The 14470-nt window shown below is 69.9% G+C and carries 11 protein-coding genes and 3 pseudogenes; 11 read left to right on the top strand and 3 right to left on the bottom strand.

All coding sequences use genetic code 11. The features are described from left to right. From ACWC9R_RS35870 to ACWC9R_RS35900, 7 genes and pseudogenes are all read left to right on the top strand, one after another. Positions 1-660: pseudogene (locus ACWC9R_RS35870) on the top strand (aminofutalosine synthase MqnE); the annotation flags it as partial. A gap of 44 nt (positions 661-704) precedes the next feature. Beyond that, positions 705-1229, top strand: a complete 525-nt coding sequence (locus ACWC9R_RS35875) for an N-acetyltransferase family protein (protein WP_450737964.1) — start codon at positions 705-707, stop codon at positions 1227-1229. 139 nt (positions 1230-1368) lie between these two features. Continuing rightward, on the top strand, positions 1369-1659 hold the full coding sequence (locus ACWC9R_RS35880) for a DUF4229 domain-containing protein (RefSeq protein WP_450737965.1): 291 nt from the start codon (positions 1369-1371) through the stop codon (positions 1657-1659). A gap of 431 nt (positions 1660-2090) precedes the next feature. Continuing rightward, on the top strand, positions 2091-3452 hold the full coding sequence (locus ACWC9R_RS35885; RefSeq protein WP_450737967.1) for a dicarboxylate/amino acid:cation symporter: 1362 nt from the start codon (positions 2091-2093) through the stop codon (positions 3450-3452). Positions 3453-3824: 372 nt separating this feature from the next. Continuing rightward, on the top strand, positions 3825-4157 hold the full coding sequence (locus ACWC9R_RS35890; RefSeq protein ID WP_450737968.1) for a hypothetical protein: 333 nt from the start codon (positions 3825-3827) through the stop codon (positions 4155-4157). Further along, the gene (locus ACWC9R_RS35895) at positions 4157-5287 is read left to right on the top strand and encodes a WXG100 family type VII secretion target (RefSeq protein ID WP_450737970.1); all 1131 of its coding nucleotides are present in this window, start codon (positions 4157-4159) and stop codon (positions 5285-5287) included. Before ACWC9R_RS35890 ends, ACWC9R_RS35895 begins: the two co-directional genes overlap by 1 nt. Further along, entirely contained in the window at positions 5274-6728 is a 1455-nt protein-coding gene (locus tag ACWC9R_RS35900; protein WP_450737972.1) for a hypothetical protein, read from the top strand. Before ACWC9R_RS35895 ends, ACWC9R_RS35900 begins: the two co-directional genes overlap by 14 nt. A gap of 147 nt (positions 6729-6875) precedes the next feature. On the opposite strand, the gene ACWC9R_RS35905 is transcribed toward ACWC9R_RS35900, so the two are convergent. Beyond that, a complete protein-coding gene (locus ACWC9R_RS35905; RefSeq protein WP_450737974.1) occupies positions 6876-7778 on the bottom strand; it encodes an alpha/beta fold hydrolase in 903 nt (300 codons plus the stop codon). Between the two features lie 164 nt (positions 7779-7942). Between ACWC9R_RS35905 and ACWC9R_RS35910 the strand changes: the two genes are divergently transcribed. Together ACWC9R_RS35910 and ACWC9R_RS35915 are read left to right on the top strand one after the other, a co-directional pair. Beyond that, positions 7943-8647 carry a TetR/AcrR family transcriptional regulator gene (locus tag ACWC9R_RS35910; protein ID WP_450737976.1) on the top strand — a complete coding sequence of 235 codons (705 nt, stop codon included), beginning with the start codon at positions 7943-7945 and terminating at the stop codon, positions 8645-8647. Positions 8648-9690: 1043 nt separating this feature from the next. Continuing rightward, positions 9691-11624, top strand: a pseudogene (locus tag ACWC9R_RS35915) (AMP-dependent synthetase/ligase). A 205-nt stretch (positions 11625-11829) separates the two neighbouring features. On the opposite strand, the gene ACWC9R_RS35920 reads toward ACWC9R_RS35915, so the two are convergent. Then, complete coding sequence (locus tag ACWC9R_RS35920) at positions 11830-12141, bottom strand: hypothetical protein (protein WP_362613279.1); 312 nt, start codon at positions 12139-12141, stop codon at positions 11830-11832. Between the two features lie 609 nt (positions 12142-12750). Further along, positions 12751-12954, bottom strand: coding sequence for a cold-shock protein (locus ACWC9R_RS35925; protein WP_003984261.1), 204 nt, complete (start codon positions 12952-12954; stop codon positions 12751-12753). Positions 12955-13203: 249 nt separating this feature from the next. On the opposite strand from ACWC9R_RS35925, the gene ACWC9R_RS35930 reads away from it, so the two are divergent. Both ACWC9R_RS35930 and ACWC9R_RS35935 read left to right on the top strand, forming a co-directional pair. Further along, on the top strand, positions 13204-14109 hold the full coding sequence (locus ACWC9R_RS35930) for a menaquinone biosynthetic enzyme MqnA/MqnD family protein (protein WP_450737978.1): 906 nt from the start codon (positions 13204-13206) through the stop codon (positions 14107-14109). 134 nt (positions 14110-14243) lie between these two features. Beyond that, positions 14244-14470, top strand: a pseudogene (locus ACWC9R_RS35935) (dehypoxanthine futalosine cyclase); the annotation flags it as partial.

Raw genomic sequence — 14470 nt, forward strand, 5'->3', positions numbered from 1 at the left:
CTGGAGTCGCTGACCGGCGGCGGCGCCGAGATCTTCGACTGGGAGGTCCGGCAGCACATCGTCGACCACCGCACCCACTGGGAAGACTGGTCGCGTATCCACCGCCTCGCCCACGAGAAGGGTCTCAAGACCCCCTCGACGATGCTCTACGGGCACATCGAGGAGCCCCGCCACCGCGTCGACCACGTGCTGCGGCTGCGTGAGCTGCAGGACGAGACCGGCGGCTTCCAGGTCTTCATCCCGCTGCGCTACCAGCACGACTTCGTCGACATGCAGGACGGCAAGGTCCGCAACAAGCTCCAGGCCCGGACGACCATGGCGACCGGCGCCGAGGCCCTGAAGACCTTCGCGGTCTCCCGCCTGCTCTTCGACAACGTCCCGCACGTCAAGTGCTTCTGGGTCATGCACGGTCTCCAGACCACGCAGCTCGCCCTCCAGCACGGCGCGGACGACATGGACGGCTCGGTCGTCGAGTACAAGATCACGCACGACGCGGACAACTACGGCACGCCGAACAAGCTGACCCGTGAGGACCTGCTGGAGCTGATCCGCGACGCCGGCTTCCGCCCCGTCGAGCGCAACACCCGCTACGAGGCCATCCGCGAGTACCCGGGCCCGGACCCGGACCGCCGCGAGTCGCCGCAGCCGATGCGCGTCTGACCTGCGACGGAACCCCGTTGCCGGGGAGCGTTAGGGTCCGGGTCATGAACGTGCGTTTCGACCTGGACCCTTCCCTCACCCCCGAACTCCGTGACGGAATATGCGCGTTGTGGGCCGATGTGTCCAACGCGGGCGGCGCGGTCGGCTTCGTCCCGCCGGTGACGCCCGAGGATGTCCGTCCGGACCTGCTCAAGCATCTGACGGCGATGGCCGAGGGCCGCCAGCGCCTGGTGGCCGGCCGCGACGCGGACGGCCGGGTCCTGGCCACGGCGTTCCTCACCGCCAACGATCACCGGCTGATGCGGCACTGGCTGTGGGTCTACACCGTCATGGTCCACCCGGACCTCCAGGGCAGGGGCGCCGGCCGCCGGCTGATGGCCGAGGTCGCCGACGCCGCCCGCTCCGTCGAGGGCGTCGCCGCCCTCCGCCTCACCTGCCGCGGCGGCTCCGGCGCCCGCCCCTTCTACGAGGCCTGCGGCTACCGGGAGGTCGGCCGGGTGCCCGGCGCGATCCGGGTGGCCGACGACGACTACCGCGACGACATCACCATGTGGCTGGATCTGGGCTGACGGGCGGGCCGGGGCGGCCGCCGGGCCGTGGGCGGTGCGGTGCGGGGCGGCCGTGCCGGGGGCCGCGAAGATCGCCCGAAGCGCTGTGCTTGACTGGATGCAGACCCTTTAGGTTGCCGTTGAGGAGAAGGTCCCATCCGTGAGTAGCCACAACTTCGCCACGCTCCGCTACACCGCCCTTCGCATCGGCCTCTTCGTCGCCTCGTTCGCCGTGGTGTGGCTGCTGGCGTACGCGCATGTCATTCCGCTCGCGATCGGCTCCGCCAACACGGTCTGGATGCTGCTGCTCGCCATCGTGATCTCCGCGCCGCTCAGCTTCGTGCTGCTGCGCAAGCAGCGGGACGCGATGTCCGAGCAGATCGCCGTCAAGGTCGACCGCCAGCGGGAGCGTCTCGCGGCCAGCGCCGGCCAGGAGGACGGCCTGAAGTAAGGCCCCGACCTGGTGTAAGACGCCTCACAACTGCTTCCTCGCGACCGGCGCCCGCGCCGTGGACTTCGCTCCACGGCCGGGCGCCGGTCGCGTTTCTGACGGAGTGTCCGGTGTGCGGCCCCCGGCGAACCCAAAGATTTTCTTTGGGTTCCTCAAAGTTCAAGTGTTAACGTACCTGCCATGAAGACAGCAGCCGCGCCTCCGTCCCCCATGAGCACCTCGCTCGTGGCGCGCCTGCATGTCGATCTCTGCCGCTGTATGTCCGCGGCCTGTTGCCGCCGCTGACCTCAGCTCCTCCAGCGGCTGGAGACCCTTCTCCCCACCCCTCCGGGCGGGAGAGGCCCGCACGCTGCTGCTCCGCAGCCGCTCGAGTTCCCGGCGCTTCTTTTCGCCGTCCCCCGACGCCTTTACCTGTCCCCGGAGTGTGTCCGTTGTCCACGTCTGCCGAGACCGCCGAGTCCTCACAGGCCCCCCGGCCCCCCAAGTCCACCCGCATACCCAAGGTCCCGTTCTGGGTGCAGATCCTGACCGGCCTCGCCCTGGGCGTGCTGCTCGGCTGGGTCGCCAAGAGCGGTGACGTCGGCTGGCTCACCACCACGCTCCAGCAGGTCGGCGACCTCTTCGTCCAGCTCCTGAAGCTGGCCGTGGCGCCGCTGGTCTTCTTCGCGATCCTGGTGTCGATCACCAATCTGCGGCAGGTCAACAACGCCGCCCGGCTCGCCTCCCGCACCCTGCTGTGGTTCATGGTCACCTCGCTGATCGCGGTCGCGATCGGCCTGGCGATCGGCCTGCTCAGCAACCCCGGCGCGGGCACCGGCCTGACTCCCAAGGACGGCAAGGCCCCCGACGAGGCCGGCTCCTGGATCGACTTCCTGACCGGCATCGTCCCCACCGACATCATCACGCCGTTCACCGAGCTGAACGTCCTCCAGATCGTCTTCATGGCCGCCGTCGCCGGTATCGCGGCGCTGCAGCTCGGCGAGAAGGCCGAGCCGGTCCTCACGATCAGCCGCTCGGTCCTCGAACTGCTCCAGAAGGCCCTGTGGTGGGTCATCCGCCTCGCCCCGATCGGCACCGTCGGCCTCATCGGCAACGCCATCGCGACGTACGGCTGGAACCTCATCGGCAAGTACGCGACCTTCACCGTCGACATCTACGTCGGCTGCGCGCTCGTCCTCTTCGGCGTCTACCCGCTGCTGCTGTCGACCGTCGCCAAGGTCAACCCGCTCCAGTTCTTCCGCGGCGCCTGGCCCGCCATCCAGCTGGCCTTCGTCTCCCGCTCGTCGGTCGGCACCATGCCGGTCACCCAGCAGGTCACCGAGCGCCTCGGCGTGCCCCGCGAGTACGCCTCCTTCGCGGTGCCGTTCGGCTCGACGACCAAGATGGACGGCTGCGCCTCGATCTACCCGGCGATCGCCGCGATCTTCATCGCCCAGATCTTCGACGTCCAGCTGGGCATCGGCGACTACCTCCTGATCGCCTTCGTCTCCGTCATCGGCTCCGCCGCCACCGCCGGCCTGACCGGCGCGACGGTCATGCTGACGCTGACGCTGTCCACCCTGGGCCTGCCCCTGGAGGGCGTCGGCCTGCTGATGGCCATCGACCCGATCCTGGACATGATGCGCACCGCCACCAACGTGGCCGGCCAGTCGGTCATCCCGATCCTGGTCTCCGCCCGGGAGAAGATCCTCGACCGGGAGGCCTACAACGGCGCGCGGAGCATCAGCCCGGAGACGGCCGACGCCGAGGGCGCGGACGAGAAGGGGGCGGTTCCGGTGGCGGCTGCCGCGTAGGGGCCACCGGACTCGTGAGGTAAGCAGCAGAGACAGAAGGACATTTCGCCGGTGTGTTGCGGCGGACGACCGGCCGGTGGCGCACCGGCCGGTCGTTGCCGTTGTCGGCAAAGGTGCGCCCTGTTAATTCCATGTCAGTATGCGCCTTACCTGAACTTGTCACTGCTTTACGTACCTTTGGGCATGAAGTGCACTGTGCTCAGTTATCGGCGTAACGCGTTGCATATGCGAGGCCGGGACATCGCGTATGGACTCTTCGCCAATTGATGCCTCCTCAAGGCTTTCGGGCCGCAAGTGCCTTGCGCTTAAGCTGGCGTGGAAGCGGAAGCATGTCTCAGAGCGCGTCGATCCAACGGGGAAGGGGCTGTGCAAGTGGCTGACAAGGAGTCGTATGTCGACCATGGCGAGCTGGTCAAGCTGGCTCGCAGCTTTGAGCAACACTCCTACGACCTGGAGAAGACCCTCCAGAAGTTCACCGCGGAAACCGGCGAAGAGGCGATCACCGACGGCTTCGGTGTCCTGACCGAGTCGGAAGAGGTGACCTCGGCGTACATCGAGTACTCCGCGGATGTGGCCGGCGCGATGAAGGCCGTATACACCCATCTCGACGAGATCGGGGCCGCGTTGAAGCAGGTCGGTAAGAACACGGAGGTCAATGATCAGGGCGTCGGGGCGCTCTTCGGGGAACACGACGGGGGTAAGTGATGAGCGGGGACGAGTCCGTAGCCGAGGAGATCGTAGAACTCGGAATCGAGATCGTTCATCCGGGTGGCCGGCCGGATGAACTGAGGGAGGCCGCCAAGCAGTGGCGCCACCTGAAATCCGAGGTCGACCGTATCTTCGGCGCTCTGGACAAGCAGGTCAACGCCGCGGTGGGAAACAGCTGGCGGGGCGAGGCCGCCGATGCTTTCCAGGAGCACTGGAACCAGTGCAAGAAGGCCGTCGACCAGGTGACCGTGAATTTCGATGAAGCAGCTGAGGGGCTTGAGAAGGCTGCGAAATCCATTGAAGAGGTCAATGAGGAAATCGAGGACATCTACATCGAGATCGGGATCTCCGTCGGTGTCTCGATCGGCATGTCCTTCCTGACGCTCGGTGTCTCCGCCGCGGTCGGTACGGCCCGGGTGGCGATGCTGGCCAAACGAGCCCTGGACGCGGCAGGTAAGTTGGGCAGGATGCTGAGGCTCATCGCCCGGACGTATCGGGGGATCAAGGGCGCGCGTTACCTCAGGCCGCAGATGGTGCAGAGCAGCATCAAAGCCATGGAGGGGTTTGCGGTGAACACGGCGAGCGGCACGGCCGGCGGTGTGGCCACCAGCCTCCTCTCCGGCAAGGGGCCGGAGTGGGGCACGAACCTCATGGGCGGCCTCGGCGGTGCGTCCGTCGGTGCCGGAGCGGGAAAGGTCGCGACGGCCCTCGGCCGTGGCGATTTCGTCAGCGGTGCGGTGGGCGGTGCGGCCGGTGGCGTCACCGGCGATTACCTGGACTCCGTTCGCAAGGGCGAGGACCTCAACGGGCGGCAGACCGCGATCACCGCCGTCACCGGTGGTGCGGCAGGCGGGGTCGGCGGCTCGCTTCGAGGCTTCGACAGGGAAATGGACCACATGATGCGGGATATCAAGATGGAGGACCGCACTCCCGCGAACCATGAGGCGAACATGGACACCGCTTGGGGCACCGTCGTCCCCATCGCCGGAGGCGTGGCGGGAAACGAGGGCAAGGACGGTTTCGACGACGTGAAGAAGAGCACCGGGGAAGGCCGGACGGCAGCCGAGCAGGGCACCAAGGGCCGCAACGAGAGCGCCACCGACGAGGTACGAGATGTCTTCGGCTGACCACTCCACAACCGGGGCCGCGCCCGACGTCAGCCGGGTGGGCCCGGCCCCGCGCCGGGCCGGGGCGTGGTTCGCCGCACTGGGATTGGCGGCCATCACCGCCGTCCTGCCGCTGTGGCTCTTCAGTTCCGACCCACAGCCGCGCCGGACGGCGATTCTTGTCGCGCTGGGGTGCGCACTTGCCTGTGTCGGCGGCATCGTCGTGTTCCAGCGCGCGGCAGGGGGGCGGCGGCCGTACGCCGCGATCTCCGTCGCCGAGTTCTCGGAGGCTACGGAGGCGTCCGGACCCGGCGCCACGGAACCGGACGCACCGCCCCGGGTGCTGCCCTCGCGCCGAGGCATGCAGGGGCGTTCACTCGCGTGGTACCTCGGGGTCTGCACGGTGCTGGTGACCCTTGTCGCCCTGGTGATGGGTGCGCCCCAGCGGCCGGTACACATGCAGCGGATCGTCGATGCCGGGGCGGAGTTCGCGGCCGTACCGATCGAGAAGATCAGCGACGTCGAGCTGCACGATCCGAGCAAGGGCCAGGACTACTACACCTCCACGGCGGTCGTCCGGCTTGCCCCGGAGGCGGGTGGGGTGCCCGTGACGGCAACCGTCCACCCGGAGACGCCCGACCGTCCGCACGCCGGGGGCAAGCTCCCGGTCCTCTACGCCCCGGCACATCCCGAACTGGGCGCCCTCGCGGGGGACGAGCGCAGCCTCGGTGAGGCACTGAAGGGCGCCACGATGGGCACCGGTGGCACCTGGATCGCCGTCATCGCCTGGGCCGCCGGAATCGTCCTCTCCGTGGTCGGCCTGTCCATGCGCCGTGGATTCCGTTCCTTCTCCCGGCTGGGTCATGCCGACATGGCCGTGCGCGGGAAATGCCTGGGGCCCGACCTCTGGCGGCGGGACTCCGCTGAAGAGCAGTGCCTCAAAGTGGTCACCGCGTCATCCCGCACCGCGCATTTCCTGGCCGATGTCACGGAGGAGCACGTCCCCGATTCCCTGAAGGGGCAGCATCTGTGGCTGTGCTGGGATGCCCGGCGCGGCGCCGGTGGCGGGCGCCTCTCCGGTGGTGCCACACCGGCGGCGCTGGTGTCCGACGACGGGTGGGTGATGCACGGGATGCTCAAGGCCGACGATGCGCGGATGATGGCCGCCGAGGGCGTCTCCGTCGAGAAGGCCGCCGTGGGGAACGGCCAACCGCGCGCCCTGCGACTCTGGGACCCGCACTCCGCGTGGCTGCTTTACGTGGCACCGTCCGTGCTGGTGCTCGCAGTGGTGCTCATCGGCTGTGCCGCGCTGCTGACCTTCGACATCACCGGTGTCTGGCGCTGGGTGACCGGTGCCGCCGGCGCGGTCGCCGGGCTGTCTCTCGGCCATCTCGCGATGAACGCCCCGTACCCGTCGGCCCTGCGCTCGGCGACGTCCTCGAACGGGGCGGAGCCTTCCTGAGGTCCCGCCGAGGAACGCCTCCTGGAGAAACACGCATTGAGGCAGACGGAAGGGCTCGCCCGCGGCATCGCGCCGCGGGCGGGCCCTTCGCCCGTTCACGTCCGCCTTGGCCCGTTCACGTCCGCCGATTACCCGTCCGGGGCCTGGTCAACTGCCCTGGGCGGGACCGCTCTCAGTCCCCACCGCCCCCGTATGCGCCAGGATCGCCGTCGCCAGCGGTGTGTGGACGGCCGGCGGCAGCGCATGCCCCATCCCCGGGATCTCGACGAGCTGTGCGCCGCGGACGCACTGGGTGAGGTGCTGGGGGTGGGGCGGCGGGAAGACCGGCTCGGCGGGGGCGCTGATGACCAGGGTCGGTACCTCGTTGCGGGCGAGCTGGGCCGTGCGGAGCATGCCGTCGTGGTGCGCACGGCCGTGCGCGGTGCCTGCCCGGTGGTGGCCCGTGTGCGCGATGACGTGGTGCTCGAAGGCGCGGTAGTAGTCGGCGTCGAAGGGGAGTTGGTCACCGGCGAGTACGCGCCACTGTTCGACTCGGCGCTCCACTTCGGCGGCCTCGCCGTGATCCTCGACCGGCCGGGCCCACATCTCCAGGACCTCGGGCGCGATGCCCGGAAGCGCGTCGGCCGCGACCGTGCTGCCGTCGGGGCGGGTGTAGGGGGTGGTGCTGAGGGCCATGGTGCTGATGAGAGTGGCGCTGAGCAGCCGGTCGGGGTGGTCGGCGAGCACCATCTGGGCGAGCATGCCGCCCAATGACATACCGACGACATGGGCCCGGTCGAGGCCCAGCCCGTCCAGGACCGCGATCACGTCATCGGCGAGATCGGCGATCCGGTACGGCCGCTCCTCGAAGGACCAGGTGGAGCGCCCGGTGTCGCGGTGGTCGTAGCGGATGACCTGGTGCTGTGCGGCCAGCGCGTCGACCAGCGGCTCCGGCCAGCCGACGCCGGCCGCCTGGGCGCCCATGACCAGGAGCAGCGGGCTCGCGTCGGCGGGGCCGCGCCGCTCGGTCCACAGGCGGATGCCGGGGCCGGCGTCGATGAACTGCTGCATGGGGCGGTCCTCCAAGGGGTGTGGACGAAGGCGGTGTGCCGCCATTCCAGCGTGACGATACGTATCGTCTCGTCATGGCGGGAACGTGTCAAGGAGTGAAGGGCGGGAAGCGAAGATCGTAAACTTACTTTGCAGTAAAGGGGCGGGATGGAGGGACTTTCAGGGTGGGAGCTGTGAAGAGCAAGCGGGTGCCGCGCGCCGTCAGGGAGCGGCAGATGCTGGACGCGGCGGTGCTGACGTTCGCACGGCGCGGGTACCGGGCGGCCTCGATGGACGAGATCGCCGAACTGGCCGGAGTCTCCAAGCCGCTGGTCTATCTCTACCTGAATTCGAAGGAAGACCTGTTCAGCGCGGTGATCCGGCAGGAGTCGGAGGCGCTGATGGCGGCCGTGACGGCAGCCGCCGAGTCGGGCGTGGCGCCCGATCAGCAGCTGTGGAGCGGCCTGCGGGGCTTCTTCGCGCACACCGCCGAGCACCCGTACGGCTGGGCCGTACTCCACCAGCAGGCGCGGGCGCACGGTGAGCCGTTCGCGCGCGAAGTGGCCGCGCTGCGGGCGGACATGGTCGAGTTCGTCACGGAGTTGCTCGGTGCGGCCGCAAAGGAGGCGGGCTGCGCCGGCGAACTCGCCGAACGTGAGGTCGCCGGGCTCGCGCATGCGTTGGTCGGCGCGGCCGAGTCGCTCGCCGAGTGGGCCAATGTCCCTGCGGGGGACGGGGCTTCGGCTGACGTCGCGCCTCCGTCGGCCCAGGACACCGCGGCCACGATGATGAACTTCGCCTGGACCGGGCTCGGCCGGCTGATGGGTGGGGAGCGGTGGGGGTGGGGCGGTCTCGTCGACCAGGAGGGGCACTTCCGCGCGGGGCGTTGACGTCGGCTCTCCGTCGCTCGCCGCCTTGCCGTCTGCCGCCGCTGTCTGTTGCCCCGGTTCCGGTCCTGCCCGGGGCCGGGGCTGCGGTTTGACCGGTGGTTTCTGGCCCGTCCTGTGGCTGGCCGGAACTGCCCGGACGAAGGTGGTGCACGGGCATTGGCCAACTCCCGGCCCTCGCGTAGATTTACGCGGAAGTAAGGTTACTGTCGGGTCAGGAGCTGGGTCGAGGACATGAGTTCCGTGCGTTCCCCTGCCGTGAGTGAGCCGTGTGGTGACGGCTGCGTTCGCCGTTGTCGCGCCGACACAATCCGCCCCGTGTGTACCGGTGTTCAGGCTCGGCGAGGCCGATGCCGCGATGGCCTGCGGTAGTTCGGCGCCGCCGGTGGGCTGGGTGCGGTGGGGAAGTGGTGCCTGGGGGTGCGGCTCTTGTGCGGGTGCGGGTGCGGCTGCGGGTGTGTTGTGGCTGGGCGCGCAGTTCCCCGCGCCCCTTTGGGGCGCGATCTGGTCGCCCTGTCGGACGTTGGTGCGGGCCCGGTGGTGGCCGGGGTCTTGCGGGGTTCGTGGTTGCCGCGGGGGTCGGAGGGGACGCACCGGGACCCGTCCTCGGCGCGGGCGACGCGGGTACGAGCGATTGAGTACCCCGGCGTTCGCTCCGGTCCTGCGGGCGGGCCCCGGTACATCCCCTCCGACCGTCCCCCGTTGCCGACCGCGGCCCGGTGACACCGCGCGTCACGACCACGACTCAGCCGCGCCCAAGCTGCGGGTGGGCCGAACCAGCTGCCTGCCAAGGGGATGCCGTACGGGTGGTGCCGCAACCGGGATCGGTACGGCGGGTCAGCCGCGCACGGACGGTGGTCGGAGGGGATGTCCGGTGAGCCGCCCGCAGGACCCGGAGCGAACAACGGGGCTCCCAACCTCAGGGACCAGGACCGCCCGCGCCGAGGACGGCTTACCGGGCGTCCCCTCCGACCCACCACCCACGGCGCGTAGGCGCACGGCGCCCACCCACCGGCAACCCGGTACAGGAAAACGAGGAGCCGCTCGTGTCCCACCAGGAAAGCGCACCCACCGGACCACTCACCGCCCCCGCACCAGGCCCCTCCCCCACCCTCACCGAGCCGCAGAAGACCCTGGTCGACGGGGTGGTCCGGGAGGTCTACGTGCCCCCGCTGGCCCGCCCCGTACGCAGTGGTTCGCTCGGTGATCTCCCCTTCGTCAATGCGCAGGAGGCGCCGGGCGACGTCGTGCTCGCCCGGAAGCAGCCCAGCGGTATCTGGCGCGACGTCACGGCCGCGGAGTTCGCCGCCGAGGTGCGCGCCGTCGCCAAGGGGCTGATCGCCCACGGTCTCCGCCCCGGGGACCGGCTCGCGATCATGGCCCGGACGACCTACGAGTGGACCCTCGTCGACTTCGCCGCCTGGGCGGCCGGCCTGGTCACCGTCCCCCTCTACCCCACGTCCTCCGCCCACCAGGCGCAGTGGATTCTGCACGACTCCGGCGCCCGCGCCTGCGTCGTGGAGGGCGTCGAAGAAACCCGCCTGATCAGCGGCGTCCGCGCGAAGCTGCCCGTCCTCGACCATCTCTGGCAGTTCGGCACCGGCGCCGTCTCCCAACTCGTCGCGGCGGGCCGTGAGGTGCCGGACGAGGCCGTCGACCGGTGCCGCGCCGCCACCGGCCCGTACGCCCTCGCCACCCTCGTCTACACCTCCGGCACCACCGGCCGCCCCAAGGGCTGCGCGCTCACCACGCCAACTTCTTCGCCGAGGTCGACAACGCCGTCGAGCTGCTGCACCCGGTCTTCAAGGCGGTCAGCGAGGAGCCCGCCGCCACCCTCCTCTTCCTTCCGCTCTCCCATGTCTTCGGCCGTATGGTCGCGGTCGGCTGCCTGCGCGCCCGGGTCCGCCTCGGCCACGCGCCCAGCATCCGGACCGACGACCTGCTCGCCGACCTGGCCGGGTTCCGGCCGACGTTCCTGCTGGCCATCCCGTACGTCCTGGAGAAGGTCTTCAACACCGGACGGGCCGCCGCGGAGAGGATGGGCCGCGCCGCCTCCTTCGACCGCGCGGTCCGCGTCGCCCGCTCCTACGGCGAGGCCGTCGAGGCCAGGGAACACGGGACGGGACCGGGCCCAGGCGTCGCCCTCAAAGGCGCCCGCAAGTTCTACGACCCCCTCGTCTACCGCCGTATCCGCGCCGCACTCGGCGGCAGGGTCCGCCACGTCCTCTGCGGCGGTTCCCCGCTCGGCCGCCGCCTCGCCGCCTTCTACGCCGGCGCCGGCATCGAGATCTTCGAGGGCTACGGCCTGACGGAGACGACCGCCGCGACCACCGTCACCCCGCCGCTGCGGCCCCGTATCGGCACGGTCGGATGGCCGCTCCCCGGCACCGCCCTGCGCATCGCCGACGACGGCGAGGTCCTGGTCCACGGCGACCATGTCTTCTCCGGCTACTGGGACGCGACCCTCGGCGCGGCCCGCCCCGTCACCGACCGGGGCTGGCTCGCGACCGGCGACCTCGGGGCCCTCGACCCGGACGGCTACCTCACCCTCACCGGCCGGAAGAAGGAGATCATCGTGACGACGGGCGGCAAGAACGTCGCCCCGGCCCCTCTGGAGGACCGCCTCCGCTCGCACCCGCTCGTAGGCCAGTGCATGGTCATCGGCGACAACCGCCCCTACGTCACCGCCCTGCTCACCCTGGAACCGGACGGTCTCGCGCACTGGCGCCAGATGAACAAGAAGCAGGACCTGACGCCCGCCCAACTGGTCCGCGACAAGGACCTGTTGGCCGACCTGCAGCGCGCCGTCGACGACGCCAACGAACTGGTCTCCCGCGCCGAGTCCATCCGCCGCTTCGCCGTCCTCCCGGCGGACTTCACCGTGGAGACCGGCCACCTCACCCCGTCCCTGAAACTCCGCCGGGCCGTAGTTGCCCGCGATTTCGCCAAAGACATAGCGGGCCTTTACGAAAGCGGGTGACCCCCGGTCTGGAGCAAAAGCCCTCGGCGCGTCAAACTGGAACCCCGTGTCACCTCTGTGGGGGAGGTGGCACGGGGGCTGACGTGCGATGCCGCGACGCCGCGTCTGGCTGACTTTCCACCGGACGGCGTCACGCCGCCCCCTCGCGCCACCCTGCCCAGGCCGTCAACGGGGGCCCCCACGGGGCACGTTGCCTCGGGTCTCCTCACCGAGGCGGCAGGGCCACCGCCGTCTGCATGTCGCAGGTGTTGCACCAGAACGCCCAGCCATTGGCGTCAACGGACCGCGACCCGCACGCCAGACACGGATCGCCGACGAAACTCGCGGTGACCCAGGAGCCCGCCGTCGCCGCCCGCCGCCCGGCGGCCGCGCATTCGTCCGCGTAGCAGGGGATGCACAACCCGCCCTGCTGGCCGGGCAGTTTCATCGACCGTATCCCGCAGGTCGAGCACGGCAGCTTGCCGACGAACTGTTCGTCCAGTCCGACCGGCCTGCCGTTCCCACCAGAGGCCGCCATGTCGCCTCCGCCTCCTCTACGCCAGGACGGTCCCGGTACCGCCACAACCGGAGCACTGCGTCGTGACACGGTCGCCGGTCGGCGTCTCCCAGTCCACGGTCCCTCTCCCGGCACAGTCGGGACACGGCTTCTGCGGGGGCAAGTGCTCGCTCATTCTGCCCACGGTATGCCGGGGCATGTTCCGATGTGACCACTTTCCGTGATCGCTTCGGTACACGGTTGCGCCGGGGGCGGCGGGCGCCCCTCGTGTTGCCGGGCCGCCACCCGGTTCGGGCGACGGGCGAGGAGGAGGGCTCCGGTCGCCGCCGGGCCGCCTTTCGGCCGACCGGGCTCGTAAGTCTGTCCGGATTTCCCTTTGCCCCGTTCGGACCATCAGCGCCCCGCGGCAAGGCGGCCCGCAGAACCGGCGGGGATTGGCCGGGGAATTCTCAATGGGGTGCGGCATTCGGGCGTGTCATGGGCCGGACGGTGAGAATTCACGGGGATGACATTCGGGGCCGTGGCGGCGGTGGGGAAAAGGCAGGAGCCCCGCTCGCCACCGGAGTGGCGGAGCAGGGCTCCTTGGGTACTGCTTAGGGGCGACCTGGAAGAAATTCCGGGCCGGGCAACTTAGACCGGCGTGACGTTCTCCGCCTGCGGACCCTTCGGGCCCTGCGTGACGTCGAAGTTCACCTGCTGGTTCTCCTCCAGGGAGCGGAAGCCAGAGGCGTTGATCGCCGAGTAGTGGACGAAGACATCCGGGCCGCCGCCGTCCTGGGCGATGAAGCCGAAGCCCTTTTCAGCGTTGAACCACTTGACGGTTCCGGTAGCCATAAGCCCTCCTTGGGCCAAAGGGTTGCCCTGCTCCAGAACCTGCAAAGAAGTCTGAAACTACAAGAGCCTGCGGGGTCACATGCTCCGCAGGCTCTGTACTGCAAGGGAAACCAAACTGCAACTTGCGCTGAGCGTAGCATGTGCTGCTCCTGAGGCGGAAGAGCCAAAGATCACGTTTAACCGACCGCACTAACGTCCATACCCTGCCCCGCCGCGCTGCCTCAAGGGAGACAGGTCTAGCCTCCGCATGTGGACAATTCAACCTTCGGAGACGCACCCGCGGGAGCTGACGCCGGCCGCCGTCGCAGCCGGCCGCGAGTGGGCCACATCCAGTTCCTGAACTGCCTGCCCCTTTACTGGGGCCTCGCCCGTACGGGCACCCTGCTCGATCTGGACCTCACCAAGGACACGCCGGAGAAGCTCAGCGAGCAGCTGGTCCGCGGGGAGCTCGACATCGCGCCGATCACCCTCGTCGAATTCCTGCGCGCCGCGGACGACCTCGTCGCCTTCCCCGACCTCGCCGTCGGCTGCGACGGCCCAGTCATGTCGTGCGTGATCGTCTCGCAGAAGCCGCTGGACCAGCTCGACGGTGCCCGGGTCGCGCTGGGCTCGACCTCGCGGACGTCCGTACGGCTGGCCCAGCTGCTGCTGGCCGAGAAGGTCGGGGTGCGGCCCGACTACTACACCTGCCCGCCGGACCTCGGTCTGATGATGCAGGAGGCGGACGCGGCGGTGCTGATCGGCGATGCCGCGCTGCGCGCCAATCTGCACGACGGGCCCCGGCTGGGGCTGGAGGTGCACGACCTCGGCCAGATGTGGAAGGACTGGACGGGGCTGCCGTTCGTCTTCGCCGTCTGGGCGACCCGGCGCGAGTACCTGGAGCGCGAGCCGCTCGTGGTGCAGAAGGTGCACGAGGCGTTTCTCGCCTCGCGTGACGTGTCGCTGGAGGAGGTCGCCAAGGTCGCCGAGCAGGCGGCCCGCTGGGAGACCTTCGACGAGCCGGTCCTGGAGCGGTACTTCACCACGCTGGACTTCCGTTTCGGGCCCGCCCAGCTGCGGGGCGTCGAGGAGTTCGCCCGGCGGGTCGGGCCGACGACCGGGTTCCCGGCGGATGTGACGGTGGAGCTGCTGGAGGCGGCGGCCGCCCGGCAGTGAGCGGGCGCGCGGCCCGGTCCGGCCGGGCGGCGCGGCCCGCCGGCCGGGCGCCGGTCCGGCCGACAGCGGGGCTGTCGTACCCCTGACGTAGGCTGGTTCAGTTCGTGATGCCCGCCTGCGAAAGGGACGCCCCGGTGACCGAGAACGCCGACCTCCAGTCCGTACTCGACCGCGCCGCGCAGGGCGGCCGCATCACGCCGGAGGAAGCGCTCGACCTGTACCGCTCGGCTCCGCTGCACGCGCTGGGCAAGGCCGCCGACGCCGCGCGCCGCCGCCGCTACGCCGGCACCGAGCACATCGCGACGTACATCATCGAGCGCAACATCAACTACACCAACGTGTGTGTGACGGCCTGCCGGTT

The sequence above is a fragment of the Streptomyces sp. NPDC001219 genome (assembly GCF_053597915.1).